The 16912-nt window shown below is 69.0% G+C and carries 17 protein-coding genes; 9 read left to right on the top strand and 8 right to left on the bottom strand.

Features of this window, described 5'->3' with window-relative positions:
* Positions 1-20: 20 nt before the first annotated feature.
* The 3 genes from QJS31_RS21405 to QJS31_RS21395 all read left to right on the top strand — a co-directional run bounded on the left by QJS31_RS21405 (position 21) and on the right by QJS31_RS21395 (position 3210).
* Positions 21-1235 carry a hypothetical protein gene (locus QJS31_RS21405; protein WP_282783660.1) on the top strand — a complete coding sequence of 405 codons (1215 nt, stop codon included), beginning with the start codon at positions 21-23 and terminating at the stop codon, positions 1233-1235.
* Positions 1236-1304: 69 nt separating this feature from the next.
* Entirely contained in the window at positions 1305-2654 is a 1350-nt protein-coding gene (locus tag QJS31_RS21400) for a M20/M25/M40 family metallo-hydrolase (RefSeq protein ID WP_282783658.1), read from the top strand.
* 19 nt (positions 2655-2673) lie between these two features.
* Positions 2674-3210, top strand: a complete 537-nt coding sequence (locus QJS31_RS21395; RefSeq protein WP_282783656.1) for a YbhB/YbcL family Raf kinase inhibitor-like protein — start codon at positions 2674-2676, stop codon at positions 3208-3210.
* A 329-nt stretch (positions 3211-3539) separates the two neighbouring features.
* Here QJS31_RS21395 and QJS31_RS21390 read toward each other — a convergent pair whose 3' ends face one another.
* From QJS31_RS21390 to QJS31_RS21375, 4 genes are all read right to left on the bottom strand, one after another.
* The gene (locus tag QJS31_RS21390; RefSeq protein WP_306357522.1) at positions 3540-5372 is read right to left on the bottom strand and encodes a long-chain fatty acid--CoA ligase; all 1833 of its coding nucleotides are present in this window, start codon (positions 5370-5372) and stop codon (positions 3540-3542) included.
* Positions 5373-5513: 141 nt separating this feature from the next.
* Positions 5514-6023 (bottom strand): hypothetical protein, encoded by a 510-nt coding sequence (locus QJS31_RS21385; protein ID WP_306357520.1) that lies wholly within the window; start codon positions 6021-6023, stop codon positions 5514-5516.
* Between the two features lie 62 nt (positions 6024-6085).
* Positions 6086-6913 carry a GTP cyclohydrolase gene (locus tag QJS31_RS21380; RefSeq protein ID WP_306357519.1) on the bottom strand — a complete coding sequence of 276 codons (828 nt, stop codon included), beginning with the start codon at positions 6911-6913 and terminating at the stop codon, positions 6086-6088.
* A gap of 82 nt (positions 6914-6995) precedes the next feature.
* Positions 6996-8492: a PfkB family carbohydrate kinase gene (locus tag QJS31_RS21375; RefSeq protein ID WP_282781461.1), complete on the bottom strand. Its 1497-nt coding sequence runs from the start codon at positions 8490-8492 to the stop codon at positions 6996-6998.
* Positions 8493-8910: 418 nt separating this feature from the next.
* Between QJS31_RS21375 and QJS31_RS21370 the strand changes: the two genes are divergently transcribed.
* The 3 genes from QJS31_RS21370 (at position 8911) to QJS31_RS21360 (ending at position 10005) form a co-directional block, all read left to right on the top strand.
* On the top strand, positions 8911-9204 hold the full coding sequence (locus QJS31_RS21370; RefSeq protein WP_143980896.1) for a hypothetical protein: 294 nt from the start codon (positions 8911-8913) through the stop codon (positions 9202-9204).
* Positions 9201-9485: a hypothetical protein gene (locus QJS31_RS21365; protein WP_282781459.1), complete on the top strand. Its 285-nt coding sequence runs from the start codon at positions 9201-9203 to the stop codon at positions 9483-9485. Before QJS31_RS21370 ends, QJS31_RS21365 begins: the two co-directional genes overlap by 4 nt.
* Before the next feature lie 112 nt (positions 9486-9597).
* The gene (locus QJS31_RS21360; RefSeq protein WP_306357518.1) at positions 9598-10005 is read left to right on the top strand and encodes a hypothetical protein; all 408 of its coding nucleotides are present in this window, start codon (positions 9598-9600) and stop codon (positions 10003-10005) included.
* Positions 10006-10327: 322 nt separating this feature from the next.
* On the opposite strand, the gene QJS31_RS21355 is transcribed toward QJS31_RS21360, so the two are convergent.
* The 3 genes from QJS31_RS21355 to QJS31_RS21345 are packed head-to-tail and all read right to left on the bottom strand — an operon-like array spanning position 10328 to position 12701.
* Entirely contained in the window at positions 10328-11410 is a 1083-nt protein-coding gene (locus QJS31_RS21355; RefSeq protein ID WP_282781470.1) for a quinone-dependent dihydroorotate dehydrogenase, read from the bottom strand.
* 14 nt (positions 11411-11424) lie between these two features.
* Positions 11425-11685 (bottom strand): DUF5703 family protein, encoded by a 261-nt coding sequence (locus tag QJS31_RS21350; protein WP_029927778.1) that lies wholly within the window; start codon positions 11683-11685, stop codon positions 11425-11427.
* Positions 11685-12701, bottom strand: a complete 1017-nt coding sequence (locus QJS31_RS21345) for a YncE family protein (protein WP_306357517.1) — start codon at positions 12699-12701, stop codon at positions 11685-11687. Before QJS31_RS21345 ends, QJS31_RS21350 begins: the two co-directional genes overlap by 1 nt.
* A gap of 160 nt (positions 12702-12861) precedes the next feature.
* Between QJS31_RS21345 and QJS31_RS21340 the strand changes: the two genes are divergently transcribed.
* The 3 genes from QJS31_RS21340 to QJS31_RS21330 all read left to right on the top strand — a co-directional run bounded on the left by QJS31_RS21340 (position 12862) and on the right by QJS31_RS21330 (position 15932).
* On the top strand, positions 12862-13215 hold the full coding sequence (locus QJS31_RS21340; RefSeq protein ID WP_282781455.1) for a hypothetical protein: 354 nt from the start codon (positions 12862-12864) through the stop codon (positions 13213-13215).
* Positions 13216-13289: 74 nt separating this feature from the next.
* Positions 13290-13826 carry a hypothetical protein gene (locus QJS31_RS21335; RefSeq protein WP_282781452.1) on the top strand — a complete coding sequence of 179 codons (537 nt, stop codon included), beginning with the start codon at positions 13290-13292 and terminating at the stop codon, positions 13824-13826.
* Between the two features lie 3 nt (positions 13827-13829).
* Entirely contained in the window at positions 13830-15932 is a 2103-nt protein-coding gene (locus QJS31_RS21330; RefSeq protein ID WP_306357516.1) for an MMPL family transporter, read from the top strand.
* Positions 15933-15983: 51 nt separating this feature from the next.
* On the opposite strand, the gene QJS31_RS21325 is transcribed toward QJS31_RS21330, so the two are convergent.
* Positions 15984-16829: a heme ABC transporter ATP-binding protein gene (locus QJS31_RS21325; RefSeq protein WP_282781448.1), complete on the bottom strand. Its 846-nt coding sequence runs from the start codon at positions 16827-16829 to the stop codon at positions 15984-15986.
* Positions 16830-16912: the final 83 nt, after the last annotated feature.

The following is a 16912-nucleotide window of genomic DNA, read 5'->3' as shown; positions in this document are numbered from 1 at the left end:
CGCGCGACCCGGCTCGGCCTATGACGGATTTCGTGGTACGCGCCCAACTCATCCTGCTCGCCCGCACCCTGCACGTCCCCGTGGAACGGCTCGCCCATCTCGAGAAGCTGGGCGCGCAACGCCTGCACGAACTGCAAGATCGCATCTCGCGCACGCTGTTCGAACAGCACAACCCGGTCTTCGACCGCATGAGCAAGCTGGTGCCCATCATTCCGCTGCGCATCTCCATTCCGATCGTGCAGCACGTGGTGCCGCCGGTCATGACCGGACGGGCGGCGGGCGCGGTGGGAGTGCGCTACCCGCGCAAGGCCGCCGAAGCGGTGCGGCTGCTCGAGGTGTCCTACGCCGCCGACTGCGCGCCGTATCTGGACCCGCGCACCGTCGGACAACTCGCCGACGTCGCACCGCCGGAACCGGTGGTGCGCATCGTGAACGAGATGCTGGTGCGCCGCGACTACGTCACCGCCGGACCGTTCCTCGCCTACGCCACACCGGAATTGGTGCGCGCGGTGGAGGAGGGGGTGCCCGACGACGAGGGCCTCATCCGCTCGGCCGCCTACGCGTACTCGGGTGCGGCGGTCAGCGCCGTCGTGCGGCAACTGCTGGATGGGGGCACCCGGCTGCCCGCCATGCTGGGCACGGTCGTGGACGGGTCCAAGGAACTGCGGCTGGCGGCGCTGTCGGTCTTCGCGCGCTGCGACGACGACGTGATCGCGGCCGTGGGCGACATCCTGCTCGCCTCGACGCCGCCCTCGGCCATCGCGGACCTGATCACCACCGTCGTCGCCGCCGGCGGCACGCCCGACGTGCTGCGCTTCACCGGGCAGCTGCATACGCCCGCGCTGCTGCGCTTGGCGCTCAACCCCGGAATCGGCGACGTGGCCGACCAGCTCGTCACCGCCTGCGAGGGCTGCACCGAGGTGGCACTCTGGCGGGGCATGCTGGAACTGCTGGCCCGCACCCCCGGGGAGGTGCGCCGCCACGCGGGCGCCCGGCTCTCCCAACTCGATCCGGCGACCCTGCACATGCTGCCGACCATCGCGCAGGCCGCGCGGCTGTGGCCGCCGCTGCTGTGGGTGCTGGCCGGGGCCGACGTCGACGCCCAAGCCCTGATGGCGCAACGCTGGGCCCGTGCGCCCCGACTGAATCTCGAGGTGCTGGAACGACGCATCCAGGACCAGCGCTTGGAACCATTGCTGGCCACGCTCACCGCCACGCTGCGGCTCTATCGCTGACGCGGCGGCTCACCGTGGACGCGGCCACCGCGCAGCATCCACCCCTACCGGAGTGGTAGGAAAGGGGACGTGTCCGAAACCGTCGAACCCAGCACCTCCCGCGCCGTCTCCGAAGTGGTCGATCTGGTCAGCACGCTGATCCGCTTCGACACCTCCAACACCGGCGAACTGGAAACCACCAAGGGCGAGCGTGAATGCGCGCAATGGGTGGCCGATCAGCTGCAACAGGCCGGATACGTCACCGAGTACGTGGAATCGGGTGCGCCGGGCCGCGGCAATGTGTTCGCGCGGTTGAAAGGCGCGGACTCCTCGCGCGGGGCGCTCATGATGCACGGGCACCTCGACGTGGTGCCCGCGGAGGCCGCCGACTGGAGTGTGCACCCGTTCTCCGGCGCGGTGCGCGACGGCTACGTGTGGGGCCGCGGCGCGGTCGATATGAAGGATATGGTCGGCATGATGCTGGCCATCGCCCGCCAGTTCAAGATGGCGGGCACCGTACCGCCGCGCGATATCGTGTGGGCGTTCCTCGCCGACGAGGAGAACGGCGGCAAGTGGGGGTCGCAGTGGCTGGTGCGCAACCGGCCCGACCTGTTCGACGGCGTCACCGAGGCGGTCGGCGAGGTCGGCGGCTTCTCGCTCACCGTGCCCAAGGCCGACGGCACCGACCGGCGGCTGTACCTGGTGGAGACCGCCGAAAAGGGTTTGGGCTGGATGCGTTTGCGCGCCAAGGCCCGCGCCGGACACGGCTCCTTCCTGCACGAGGACAATGCCGTCACCATCCTGGCCCAGGCGGTGGCGCGGCTCGGCACGCACACCTTCCCGCTGGTGGTATCGGATTCGGTGGCGGAATTCCTGGCCGCCGTCGCCGAGGAGTCCGGGCTCGAATTCGATCCGGCCAGCCCGGATATCGAAGGGCAGCTGGCGAAGCTGGGCACCATCTCCCGCATCATCGGCGCGACGCTGCGCGATACCGCCAACCCGACCATGCTGCGGGCGGGCTACAAGGCCAATGTGATCCCGCAGACCGCCGAGGCGGTGGTGGACTGCCGGGTGGTGCCGGGCCGACAAGCCGAATTCGAGCGCGAGGTCGACGCGCTCATCGGCCCGGATGTGGAGCGCGAATGGATCACCAAGCTCGACTCCTACGAAACGACATTCGACGGACACCTGGTGGACGCCATGAACGCCGCCATCCTCGCCCACGACCCGAACGGGCGTACCGTGCCCTATATGCTCTCCGGTGGCACCGACGCGAAAGCGTTCGCCACCTTGGGAATTCGGTGCTTCGGCTTCGCACCGCTGCAGTTGCCGCCGGAGCTGGACTTCACCGCACTGTTCCACGGTGTCGACGAACGGGTTCCGGTGGAATCCCTCGAATTCGGCACCCGCGTGCTGGAACACTTCCTGCTGCACAGCTGACTCGCGAAAGGACTCACCCGTGCCCGATTACGACTACAACCCCTACGCGCCGCTGCCCGACCTGCCGGGCTTCACCCTCACCTCCTCCGATGTGACCGACGGCCAGCCGTTCGGCAACGATCAGGTCAGCGGGGTGTTCGGCGCGGGCGGCAAGGATGTGTCGCCGCAGCTGTCGTGGAGCGGATTCCCCGCCGAGACCAAGAGTTTCGCGGTCACCGTCTTCGATCCGGACGCGCCGACCGCCTCCGGCTTCTGGCACTGGGCGGTCGCCGACATCCCGGCCGCGGTCACCTCGCTCGACAGCGGGGCGGGCAGTGAGGGCGGCACCCTGCCCGCGGGTGCGGTGCAGCTGCGCAACGACGGCGGCTTCGCCGGATTCGTGGGCGCCGCGCCGCCGCCCGGACACGGCTACCACCGGTACTTCATCGTGGTGCACGCGGTGGATGTGGAGTCGCTGGGCATCGACGGCAGCGCCAGCCCGGCCTACCTGGGGTTCAACCTGTTCTCGCACGCCATCGCGCGCGCGACCCTGGTGGCGACCTACGAGCAGAAGTGAGCGGACGCGCTCCGCGCTGAACCGTGGCCCCGAACATCGCGTTCGGGGCCACGATCGTGCACGGGGTATCGCGGCTCACCGCGGGCGCTCCCGTGCCGGAGACAACGGGGTCGCCAGGCGCCGGCGCAGGAGAGACAACAGGGGTCGCCAGGCGCTCCGGCGCCGGACACAACACGGGTCGCGCCGGTACCGGAGACGACGCGGGCCGGAGACGACGCGGGCCGGAGACGACGCGGGCCGGAGACGACGCGGGCCGGAGACGACGCGGGCCGGAGACGACGCGGGGCCCGGAACCTTGCGGTTCCGGGCCCCGTATCTTCTTCCTCCGCTTACGACGGTACGTTGACCACGTTCTCCGGCGGCGGGGTGGTGTAGAGCTCGGCGATCTCGGCCGCGTACTTGGTCGCGATCGGGTTGCGCTTGAGCTTCAGGGTCGGGGTGAGCTCGTCGCCGCCCGGATCCCACGCCTGCGGAACGATGACGAACCGCTTGATCTGCTCCACGCGGGACAGCTTGGAGTTGGCGACCTGCACCGCGGCCAGGATCTCGTCGACGATCTCCTGCTTGGTGGCCAGCGACGGGACGTCCGCGTCGGGCGTGCCGAGGTTCTTGGCGCGCACGGCGGCGGTGTCCGGATCGAGAACGACCAGCGCGGCGATGTAGGGCTTGGCGTCACCGATGGCGACGACCTGGCCGACCAGCGAGGACGCGGCCTTGACCGTGTTCTCGATATTGGTCGGGGACAGGTTCTTGCCCGCCTCGTTGATGATCAGTTCCTTCTTGCGGTCCACGATGTGGACGTAGCCGTCCCCGTCGATGGTGGCCACGTCGCCGGTGTGCAGCCAGCCGTCGGCGTCGATGGCCTCGGCGGTCTTCTCCGGCATCTTGCGGTAGCCGCGCGTGACGATGGGGCCGCGAATCAGCAGCTCACCGTCCTCGCCCAGCTTGATCTCGGCGCCATCGAGCACGCGACCCACCGAACCGGGGCGGGGCTTGTCGAGTTCGGTGAAGGTGCCGACGCCGGAGGTCTCCGACATGCCCCACACCTCGGTGACCGTGAAGCCCAGGCCCAGCATGTACTCCAGGGTCTCCGGCGGAATGGCGGCCGCGCCGGAGGCGGCGACCTTCAGCTCGTCCAGGCCCAGCGCGTGGCGCAGCTTGGACAGCACCAGCGCGTCGGCCAGCTTGTGCTGCACCGACAGCACCGGACCGCGGCCCTTACCGGCCAGGTCGGCGCGGGCGGCCTGGACACCGGTGGCGATGGCCCAGTTGGCGAGCGACTGCTTGGCGCCGCTGAATTCGGTGGCGATCTTGGCCTCGATACCGGCCTTGATCTTCTGCCAGACGCGCGGCACGCCGAAGAAGGCGGTCGGGCGGGCGTCCGGCAGCGCCGCGGCGATCTCGCGCGGGTCCGGGACGGTGGTCATCTGCACGCCGGTGAACAGGTTGGCGCAGTGTCCGGAGATGCGGTCGGCGACGTGCGCGGCCGGGAGGTACGAGACCGAGCGGTCGTCGAAGCCGACGATCAGGGGACCGGTGAGCAGACCCTTGATCTGCGCGACCACATTGCTGTGGGTGAGTTCCACGCCCTTGGACGGGCCGGTGGTGCCGGAGGTGTAGATCAGGGTCGCCACATCGTCGGGCTCGACCGCACGCCAGGCGGCGTCGAAGTCGAAGCCCTCCAGCGGGGCGGCCTCCACCTCGGCCAGCGAGACGGTGCCCGCCGCCGAACCCTCGACCAGCACGATGTGCTCGAGCTCCACGCCCGCGCCGCGCACCGCGTCCAGGAATACCGGCTCGGTGATGACCACCTTGTTCTCGGCATTGGTGAACAGGTGGTTGATCTGCTCCGGCGAGGAGGTGTTGTAGATCGAGAACGGCGTCGCGCCCAGATGTAGCGCCGCGGTGTCCACGAGATTGAATTCGGGCCGGTTGGTCAGCATGATCCCGACAGTGTCACCGTGCCCCACCCCGAGCCCCGCCAGTCCGGCGGCGATGCTGCGCACCCGCTCCCCGTACTGCTTCCAGGTGATCTGCTGAGTCCCACCCACGGTCCGCAACGCGACCTGGTCCGGCCGCACCGTCAGCGTCTCCTGAAACGCCTCCGGAATCGTGTAGACCGTTTTGCCCGATTTGTGCGTATAGCCGATGTCTGTCGTCATATCCCTGCTTCCGATTCTCCTGACCACCGCGCCCGACGCGCCCCCACGCGGACCCTCGCCCCCGGAGCTGATCCGCTACCGGTCGACTCCGACCCACGCCTGGTGACACGCCCCACATGTGGCACGGCTCACTCATCGTAATCACATCGGGGGTGCCGTGTCGCGTGCTACCCCGTCACACCGAGGATTCGACGAGCCCACCCGCAGCCACGTGCGCAGTTTCGTCGGCAATCCGCGGATTCGTCCGGCACGCACGCGGCGGCGAATCGGCACCTGAATCGCGGTGAGCCCCGCCGCGCACAATGCCGTGGCGTCCGCTGCACGGTCGGTCAGCAGCTTGACCGAATTCAGGCTCAATTCGTCGCTGAGAAACCTCGCCAACCGCTCGTAGATCTCACTGTCGAGCATCCGTTCCACGCCCGTGGACCCGGGTTCATCACAGTCGTCGTGTTCGAGGTAGATCAAGATACCGGCACGTGCGGCCTGGATGCAGTCCATCGAGTCTCGCAGCCGTGAACCGCAGGAACAATTCTCGCAGCCCAGCGCATCGCCGTACAGGCAGCGCGCATGGATTCGCACGAGGCAATCATTGGTGATCTCACCGAACAACACCGCATGCCCACCGAGGTCCAGTTCGACGACTGTGCTCACCCACATCGGTCGACCCTTGCGAGTCAGTGAATGTGCGGTTTCGGCGACAAACGCCGCATCGCTCACAGGCCGCTCCGTACCCGGATGCGACGACCGAAAAAGGTCGGTCGGCACAGCGGCCGCCCGCGCAACCTCGTCGTGGAAAGTGCGACCAGAATCAGGGGGTAAGGCAGCACGGCCACGACCACCGCAGAGGTCGGACAGTGTTCGTCCGCCAGTACCAGCAGCGCGCCCACGGCGGACGCGGCCGCCATGGTGATGTGCTTCGCGGCCGTCGCGAGCCGCCACGCCATCCGTGGCCAGAGGCGGTGGCTACAGACGTCACGTTTGGCTTCCAGGTACGACATGGCTCTGCCGCTACGCGGCCTGGTACGCAGCGGCACTGCGGTGACCGTGAAGCGGTCGGCCAGCGCCGACACCTTGCTCGGATTGTTGGTCAGCAACCGAATCGATGCCAGCCCCAGATCGGCCAACCGGTCGGCGGCGACGTCGTAGCGCCGAGAGTCATTGCCGTGACCGAGCCTCTGGTAGCTGGCAAACGTATCGAGCCCCTCCCGCTCGGTCAGCCTCAGCCCCATCGCCTTGACGACCAGACCAGCTCCGCGTCCTTCCTGCTCGAGGTAGAGGAGCACGCCCGAGCCTTCCCGCTGGATCAGATCCAGCGCCTTGGCGAGCTGAGGCCCACAGTCGCAGTCGTCGGAAGAGAGGGCATCGCCGTAGAGACACCGCGAGTGGATTCGTACCAGGCAGCCGTTCGCGGGCTCGCCGAAAACGAGCATCCGGCCGACCGAGCCGAGGTCGACGGAACGAACGCGAACATCGACACCACGTCTCCGCAGGAGACGACCTGCTCCAGCCAGTGGCGTGGTCAGGTACTCGATAGACGGCACGGGCGGACGATACCGCTCGCGGCAGCGAAGGTCAGGACAAAACATGCAACATACGGCGCGTCTTGCTCTGGTTGACCGATACTCACCAGTTCTCCACAACCGCGTCGATGCGATCGGCCGAGATCGCGTCCGTTCCCGCGGAACGATTGCGGACGCTGCCACCGCGGGCGGCGACCAGCGCGGCCGTCGCCCAGACGAAGTCGTCGTCGCCCGCCGGTCTGCGCGCGGTGGTCAGCCGATACGCCAGCGCCACCACGAACGGTGCGTAGCTCTCGCACGTACCGGCTGATTCGAATCGGTCCACGATGAACCGGCCCGTCGGCGAGTTGACGGTGCATCGGTAGCCTTCGATAGTGCACACCGCGCCAACTCCCTTGTCGAGCAGGGTCGACGACACATCGACGTCGGTGGGTCGATCGGCCACCAGCGCGGCCAACTCCGCAGGGGTGCCCACCGCGTAGTGGACACCGCGCAGGTCTTCCCGAAGATGTGCCGGACCCCGCAATGGCGGGGAGGCGCTGACGATGACCCATGGGCTCGCGGCGCGGGTCCGCACCGAATCGAGCACCCATTCGACCATCTGTGCCGACTGTTCGAAGGTCAGTATCACGACGTCGGATGCCATGAGTGCCGAACGAACGGCCGCATGATCGTGCTCGCGAGCCAGGAAGTTCAATCGCTCGTCCTTGTAAGCGATGGTGGCCGAATCACCCTGTTCGGGGACGAGAACGGCTGTGACCGGCGTGCGCGCGCCCGCGACAATGCTGACGAGTCCGGTATCGACCTCGCACTTCTGGAGATAGGCAAGAACGTCGTCACCGTCTTCGTCATCCCCCACGGCACAGACCAGATGTGTGAACAAGCCCAGCTGGGCGCTGGCGACGGCGCGGTTGAGTCCCTTGCCACCGGGTCGCCGTTTCAGATCTCCCCACGCACTCGCACCCGGCCCCGGGATCTCGTTCACCGCGTAGGTATGGTCGACGACAGCGTCACCGACAATCGTGACGACACCGCTGTTGAGTCTCGACTCTTGCTCCGCGGGAATGATTTCCGTCATCACCAACGCGCTCGCCCCCGTCAACAGGCCGGCCAGCGCATCGAACGCACGACGTTCGCGCACCCCGCGTAACGCCCGATCGCTCGGGCTGTCGGAGACTTTCGAGACCCCGAGCGCATGATGCAGCGACTGCCAGCACGCGGCGAGATACTCACGCCGGAACCTCAGTTCTTCGGCGTAGAGCCGACGCGGATCACAGCCGGGTGGCGGATTCTTCTGTAGCAGTTTGAGGTTCAGCTCCACATCGACGATCAGCCGCTCGGATGCCGGAAGTTTTCTCGCCAAGCCGGTGAGGGCATACACCAGCGCCTCGTGCGGCTCCAGGCCGAGGCGACGAGCCAGACGACGGACGACAGGCAATTCGAGTAGCAGATCGATCTCGATCTCGGTGCTGTGCAACCTATCCAGGCTCAGACCTGACCGCTTGCGCAGTCGGAGCAGGATGTCGCGCACGGCGATGACGCCGGGATCCTGCGGGACCGGTGCAGGGGCGGCTTTGCGCGGACTGTGTTGCCTCACCATTCGCTACCTACAGTACCGTTGACCAGGTTTAACACACAGCGAAAGCGTCAATCTCCTTGTAGTAAACGGCAATAGCCGAATTCGGGGGGCAAATGCCATCCTAAGTTCGGTGAACCCGCACCACCAGACATTCGGGAGGTTCTGGTGTACGGAGTGATTCTCCCCAGGCGACGGATTCGCAGGTCTCCTCGGCCGGCCCCCAGCGAGAACGATACCGGGCTGGCCATAAATCCCGAGCGCTGCTAGGCGGAATATCCACCCGTCTGGACGCTTCGACGCCACCAGCCCTGTCGTCGCCCTGTCGAGCCATCCGCAGAATTCACCTCCGGTCGGTCCCGCGTGGACCGACCGTGTCCGGACATACCCGAAATCGCAAACCGTGCAGGGGCGACGACTCCAATCCCCCGGGAGACCCGTCGTGATCTACGAGAGCAGCCGATCCATCACCAGCAGCCGCACCCAGGAGTGGGCGCGTCGGAGTGCCGATGCGGTGGAACCGGCGTGGGTGCTCAGTTGGTGGCCGGAGCGGCGGTTCACGAGGGAGCAGGCGCGGGCGGGGATGGAGCTCACCGAATTGCTCAGTGAGCCTGAGGATCAGCGGGATTCCGGGGCGGGGCGGCGGGGTGCGGAGATCGCGCGCGAACTCGGGATCACCGTGGCGGAGGCGGTGTCCGTTCTTTACCGGCGCAGACTGGAGCGGGGGGAAGCATGACGATCTATGTGGCGGACTGGCAGATGACCAGTGATCTCACCGGCGAGGTCGCGCACAAGCTGGCGGATCGGTGGGAGTTGGCGTGGCGGTTGAGTTGGCTGCCGGAGCGATTGGTGTCGCGGGCGCAGGCGCTGGCGGGGATGGAGCTTGCGGAGATCTTCTCGGGGGATCACTACCGACGAGATGTGATCGTGGCCGCGCGGGCGATCGTCAGTGCCGACGAACTCGGTATAGCCGTGGAGGAAGCGATGTATGTGCTCATGCGGCGGCGCGGGGCGTGAGTCCCGAGCCCGAAGTGGGCGACAGCCCCGGCACGGGCGACCGCCCGTGCCGGATACACACGGCGGGGTGGGCGGAAACCTGCCCCTCCCGCGGTGTCGATGGGAGGACCCAGTGGCAATCGACAACACAGAATGGGCCATGACCAGCGATATCACCCCGGAGTACGCGTTCCGCGTACCCGAGGGTGGTGCGCGGGCGTGGCGCCTGAGCTGGTTGCCCGAACACCGGCTCACCCGGGAGCAGGCCCGGGCGGGGATGGAATTGGACGAACTGCTGTCGGATCCGGAGGTGGTGTACGACGGGGGAGCGCACGGTCGCGCCGCCGACCTGGCCGACACGGTGGGCGTCCTGGTCGAACAGGCGGTGCTCACGCTCGCGTGCCGGATGGCCGAACGCCTGACCGCAGCCCCGGGCGACCCGCCCGCACCGTCGCCGGCAAGGCCGGAACCGGTGCTGTCCGGATGGGCCCGGCGCCACCCGGCGGTGACGGGAGCACGCTCACGCCATCGCTGGATGTGATTGCACGCGGTGCGTATTCGCATCGCAGGCAGGAGACGCCGCCACGAGGACGTCCGGGCCGATCGTGCCGCGGCCCGGACTCCGTCGGTACCGAGCGACCTGACGCTGGGCGAAGTCCCACCGCGCCAGAGCGATTCCCCCCGGAAGACCGTGGGTCGGGACTCGCTCGCCTGGGGACGGTGGCCGACGACTACCGCCTCGACCGCTGCGATATCGCGGGAGCGCTCATCTGCCTGGTCGGCGTGGCGATCCGTTCGGTGTGAGCGCGGGCACCGCGCCGCGATCACCCGGTCGGCGCTGCCTGCTGCCAGCCGGTGGCGGTTCAGGCGTTGCGCGCGCGGTGTCCCGCGCCGACCGCCTGGCTCAGGTTCGCATACCCGTTGGCGCGCAGCCTGTCCGCGAGGCCGCGGTGGATGCGGCGAGCCCAGAACGGCCCGCCGTAGATGAAGCCGGTGTAGCCCTGCAGCAGGCTCGCTCCGGCGAGGATGCGCTCCCACGCCTGGTCGGCGGTTTCGATGCCGCCGACCGAGATGAGCACCAGCCTGTCGCCGACGCGGGCGTAGAGGCGGCGCAGCACCTCGAGGGAGCGGTCGGCGACCGGGGGACCGGAGAGTCCGCCCGCGCCCAGGGGCTCCACCTCGGCGGCGGGGGTGCGCAGGCCGTCGCGGCGGATGGTGGTGTTGGTGGCGACGATTCCGGCCAGGCCGAGTTCCACGGCGAGGTCGGCGACCGCGTCGATATCGTCGTCGGACAGATCGGGGGCGATCTTGACCAGCACCGGCACCTCGACGCTGTCGAGTACCGCGCGCAGCAGCGGACGCAGCGATTCCACCGCTTGCAGATCGCGCAGGCCGGGGGTGTTGGGGGAACTGACGTTCACGACCACGAAGTCGGCGAGCGGGCCGAGCAGGGTGGCGCTGACCGCGTAGTCGGCGGCGGCGTCGGCGGCCTCCACCACCTTGGTCTTGCCGATGTTCGCACCGATGGGCACGCCGCCGGTGCGCCGATGCGCCAGATTGTCGGCGGCCGCGACGGCACCGTGGTTGTTGAAACCCATGCGGTTGATGAGAGCCCGGTCGGCGGGCAACCGGAACAGGCGCGGGGCGGGATTGCCCGGCTGCGCCTGCGCGGTCACCGTGCCGATCTCGGCGTACCCGAAGCCGATCGGTCCCCAGGTGTCGACACCGTCGGCGTTCTTGTCGAAGCCCGCGGCCAGGCCCAGCGGCGACGGGAAGTCGACGCCGAAGGCGGTGGTGCGCAGGATCGGATCGTCGACGACGAGCAGTTTCGACACCGCCCAACGGGTGGGCGCGAATCGGGTGGCCATGCGCATGGCCCCGAACGCGAGGTGGTGGATGCGTTCCGGCGGGAGCAGGAACATCATCTTGAGCAGCAGCGAGTACAGAAAGGCCCCCATGGTCACATCGCCGCCTCGGGGGCGGCCGTGGATAGAGCGGTTTTGCGGCGGCGCAGCAGGACGCGGCGGCTGCCGTCGGTGTAGGCGCGCACGCGTGACAGTTCCCACCCCCCGAATTCGGCCTGGATGGCCAGCCGCATGGAGGCGGTGACCCGGGTGACGTCGGGAGGTAGCCGCAACGGTATGTATTCGTACTCGTCGCTGGTGTCCTCCCAGCCCGCCGGTAGTGAGCGCTGTCGCGCCGATCGTGAGGCCCCGGCCATCACTGCCCCTTTCGCTGATCCGCGGCGATCCGCTGTAGACCGTCACCGGTCCCGGACCCCACGAACATGTCGCCGCTCCGGCTGTCGATGGTCACCGTGTCGGGCTGGCGCACCGTCGGGTAGCGTCCCACCTCTTCCGGTATACCCGTCGACAGGTCGTAGCCGACGACCTCGTTTGTGCCTGTCAGCGTCACCCACACGGTCTCGGACCGCTGATCGTAGGCGAGTGCGTAGGGCGACGAGCCTACCGGGAACCGCTGGCGCAGCACGAGCGGATCGACGGTGTAGACCAGCAGCTCACCGCCCGCGGTGTCGGTGACGAGAAGGCGACCGAAGTGGTCGCCGATCATGGCGCCGGCACCGTCGCCGGTGCGCAGCATCAACCCGGGACGGTTGTCGTCCAGGTCGAGTTCGGTGACGAGGGTCTGGCGGCGGTCCAATGCCGCGACCTGCTCGTTCACGGCCACCACCGTGTCGGCGGAGACCAGGCCCCGCACGGTGTGGCCGAGCGTGCCCGCGGCGTCGAGGATCAGGACCCGTCCGTCGGCGAGGCCGACCGCGTACCCGCCGTCGGGGCGCGGTGCGGCGGTGCGGGCGTCACCGTCGACCGCGAGTTCGGTGATCGCGCCGGTGGCGGCGTTCACGCGCAGCAGCCGATCCGGCGCGGGGGCGAGGATCTCACCGGGTGCGCCCGCGGCGAGCGACGCCGCCGCGACGGGCAGCGGGATGGTGCGTTCCGTGGCGGGGGAGCGGCCACGATCGATGAGCCGCAATGCTTTTCGGCCCTCGGTGAGCACGGCGAGCACACCGGTCTCCGGCTCGGCCAGCAGTGCCGTGACGGGCGGGCTCGGGCTCACCTCGCCGATGGGGGTGGCGGTGGCGGCGGGTGCGCTCGCGGGGGCGGCCGGTTCCCGCGTCGGTTTGTCGGAGGTGTCGCCTCCCGACGAACAGCCCGCGAGCAGGGTTACCGCCGCCGCGCCCGCGAGGGCGCAACGGATCCAGCCGCGACGGCGCATGCACCGAACTCCTTTGTCCTCCGACGAACCCATGCGTTCCTCTTCATCTGACCATGATGCGCTGCCGTGCCCGCCGGGCGGGGGTGTTCGGGGCGGCGCGCCGTCGGCGGCAAAGGTTACGGTGGAAGTGAACACCGAGCAGCATCAGGGAGAGCGGTTGGTGACAGACCACACATCCGGATTCGCCGTGGACGATGTGACCGTGGGTCGCTACGCGCACGGGTTCGGCGTCACCGGCGACGGCCGGACCTTCGCCTTCCGCACGGTCCGTTCCCTGCTCGTGCTCGAGATCTACCGCGAGGATCTCGACACCGATGTCCCCGACGCGGCCGATGTGGTCGCGGTCGCGCAGGCCACCGTGGCCGATATCGATCTCGACGACGAGCGCAGCGTGGTGGCGCTGGTGCGCGATCTGATCCCGCAGGCCACGCCGGTGGCGGCCGCGCAGCCGCGCGAAACCACCACGGTACGAGCGTTTTTGGGCCGTCTGAGCGCCGTCATCGACGGAATATGACCTGCCGACCGGTCGGTCCTGCTCGCGCATGATTGACTAGGGGCAAGCAACATCAGTTCGACGCGAGGAAGTTGATGGCACTTCGACGTTCGGCAGCCACCGCGCTCACCGTCTCCGTGCTCGCCGCCGCGCTCGCGGCCTGCGGCGGAGGCGGTGACGAGGAGTCGGTGTCGGCGGCCCGCTCCTCGGCCTACGCGGCGCAATCGTCGAGTTCGGCGGCCGCGGCCAGCAGCAGCGCCGCCGTGCGGGCGGCCATTCCGACCGCGGCCGAACTGGACGCGCACATCAAATCCGCGCTGGACCCGAACCTGCCGGATTCCGAGCGCACCGCCCTCATCGAGGACGGCGAAGCCTTCCGGGACGCCATTCCGGATATGTACAAGGCGCTGCAGGACAACCCGCGAGCGATCTACGGCGTGCGGGACCCGGTATTCGACAATCGCGACGGCACCCTCACCGCCACCCTGAGCCTGGACAAGGACGGCACCGGCACGAACGTGCGCACCACCGTGGTGCATTTCGTGTACACCGACGGTCGCTGGAAGATCTCGCGCACCGACCTGTGCGGCATTCTGCGGTCGGCCGACTACACGACCGCGGCCTGCGGCTGACCCATGATCGAGACCGGTTCCCTGCGGTGGGGGCGCATGATCCACCGCAACCGGTACCTGGTGTTCGCCGTATTCGCGCTGGCGGTGCTGGCGTCGGGATTCTACGGGCGGGATCTGGGCGACCGGCTGTCGCAGGAGGGCTGGTTCGACGAGTCCAGTGAATCGGTGGCGGCGTCGAAACTGGCCGACAGCACCTTCGGGCGCGACACCGATTCGGATCTGATCGTGCTCTACACCGCGCCCGCGGGGCGGACGCTGGACGATCCGGAGGTCCGCTCGGCCGTGGCGGCGGATCTGGAGCGGCTGCGCGAGCAGCACCCGGACCGGATTCTCAAGATCGACTCGTATTGGGACGGCTCACTCATGGGGCAGTTCGCCGACGCGTCGCGCACGCACGCGTTCGCCTCCATCGGGTTGCACGGCGACGGCGGCACCGAGACGGTCGACAACTATCTGGCCATCAAGGACGAGTTCGGAGCGGGAGCGCCCGGTGCCGGGCCGGGCGGCGCCACCGTCCAGTTGGCGGGGCTGCAACCGGTGGTCGAGGGCATCAACACCGGGATGCAGCGGGATATCCACCGGGCCGAGCTCATCGCCCTGCCGATCGTGGCGATCCTGCTGTACTTCGTGTTCGGCGGCGTCATCGGCGCACTGCTGCCGGTGCTCATCGGCGGGATGACGATTCTGGGCAGTCAGGGCATCATGCGGCTGCTCACCGACCACATCGAGGTCAACGTCTTCGCCAGTGCCGTGGTGACCCTGGTGAGTCTGGGCCTGGCCATCGACTACGGACTGTTCGCGGTGACCCGGTTCCGGGAGGAACTGGCGAACGGCCGCGGCGTGGAGGAGGCCACGGCGCGCACGGTGGCCACGGCCGGGCGCACGGTGCTGTTCTCGGCGGCCATCATCGCGGTGAGCCTGGGCGCACTGTTCATCTACCCGAACGGGGTGCTGCGCTCGGTGCCGCTGGGCGGTATCAGTTCGGTGCTGCTGGCGGCGGTGCTGTCGGTGACGGCGCTGCCCGCTGTGCTCGGCATCGTCGGCGAGCGCATCGACCTGTGGGGCTGGCATCGGTTCGCGAGCATCCGCACCGCCGAACAGATCGACGCCGGATTCTTCTCGCGGCTGGCGGCCTTCGCCATGCGGCGGCCGTGGCTGGTGATCGTGCCGGTGGTGCTGATGCTGCTGGCGTTGATCCTGCCGTTCCGCCATATCGAGTTCGGCGGACTGAGCGAACGCTACCTGGCGGCGGACAATCCGGCCCGAACGGCACAGCAGGAGTTCGACGAACGGTTCCCCAGCTTCCGCACCGAACCGCTGAAACTGGTTGTGGTGGACGCGGATCCGCAGCAGCTCTCGGACATCCGGTACGAGGCCAACCAGCGCACGACGGGGCTGATGACCGGGCCGTTCGATCCGTTCGCACCGACCGAGGACGGGGTCACCGTGCTGGGGTCCGGGCTGATCGACAAGGCCGACGCCGATACCGCCATCGCGGCCCTGCGCGACATTCCCGATCCGCCCGGGGTGCGGGTGCTGGTCGCCGGGGTGCCCGCGCTGGAGCGCGACAGCATCCACGGCCTCATCGAGGGGCTGCCGCTGCTGGCACTGATTCTGGTCGGCGCGGCCGTCGCGCTCATGTACGCGGCGTTCCGCTCGCTGGTGCTGGCGGTGAAGGCGGTGCTCATGAGCGCGCTCAGCCTCGGTTCCACCCTGGGCATCCTGACCTGGATCTTCGTGGAGGGCCACGGCGCGGAGCTGTTCGACTTCACCCCCGGCCCGCTCATGTTCGCGGTGCTGGTGCTGATCGTGACCGTGCTGTTCGGCCTGTCCACCGACTACGAGGTGTTCCTGCAATCGCGGATGGCCGAGGCGCGCGCGGACGGTGCGCCACCCGCGGAGGCCATCCGCTACGGCATCGCCCACACCGGCGGCGTGATCACCTCCGCGGCGGCGATTCTCATCGTGGTGACGGGGGCCTTCGGCTTCTCCGATCTGGTCCTGATGAAGTACATCGCCTACGGCATGATCGCGGCACTGTTGTTGGACGCCACCGTGATTCGCATGCTGTTGACTCCGGCGGTGTTGAAACTGGTGTGGCGGTAGGTCTGGCGGTCGCGACCGGCCTGCCGCACCCGGGGAGCGGGACGTGCGCCGCTACCCGCGCACCGGCAGCACCAGTTGCGCGCCGGTGACCGGATGGTCGAGCACTTCGACCGGGTGCCGGTAGACGCCGGTGAGCAGGTCGGTGGTGAGCACCGCTCGGGGTGGGCCGTCGGCGGCGATGCGGCCGGCGTCCAGGACGGCCACCCGGTTGGCGTAGGCGGCGGCCACGCCCAGGTCGTGGACCACGACCACCACGGCCGCACCCGCGGCCGCCCGGTCGCGGGCCAAGGCCAGGATCTGTTCTTGATGCCCGAGATCCAGTGCGGCGGTGGGTTCGTCGAGGAGCAGGGTGGGGGTGTCCTGGGCGAGGACGCGGGCCAGGGCCACGCGGGCGCGTTCACCGCCGGACAGGGCCGGGAAGGTGCGGGCCGCCAGGTGGGTGACGTCGGTGGCGCGCATGGCGGCGGCGATGAACTCGTCGTCGCGGTGCTCGCGTTCGGTGCGCACCCAGGGCGCGCGGCCCATGGCGACCACCTCGCGGGCGGTGAACGGGAACCCGACGGTGTGCGATTGCGGCAGCACGGCGCGCCGGCGCGCCATGTCGAGCGGCGCCCAGTCGCTCAGCGGACGGCCGTCGAGTTCGACGGTGCCGCCGAGCAGGTCCAGCTCTCCGGTGAGGGCGGCGAGCAGGGTGGACTTGCCCGCACCGTTCGGGCCGACCAGGGCGACGATCTCCCCGGCCCGCACCTCGAAGTCGATCCCGTCCAGCACCCGGCGGCCCTTACCGCGCTCGACCACCACCCCGCGCGCGCTCAGGGTGACCGCGCCGGGCCGGGGTGCCTCCGGCAGCGCGGGTGCGCGGCCGAAAACCGTTGCGAAACCGAGCTTTCCGCTCATGCCGTGTCCTTCCGCGCGCAAGCGGCCCGCCGCCCGGCTCCCATCGTCGCCCGCAGCCGACATCCGGTCGGATGGCCCGCGCC

Source organism: Nocardia sp. CC213A (assembly GCF_030766805.1).
Taxonomy (GTDB): domain Bacteria; phylum Actinomycetota; class Actinomycetes; order Mycobacteriales; family Mycobacteriaceae; genus Nocardia; species Nocardia otitidiscaviarum.
The sequence above is the reverse complement of the archived record's forward strand: the minus strand, read 5'-3'. Positions and strand labels throughout refer to the sequence as shown.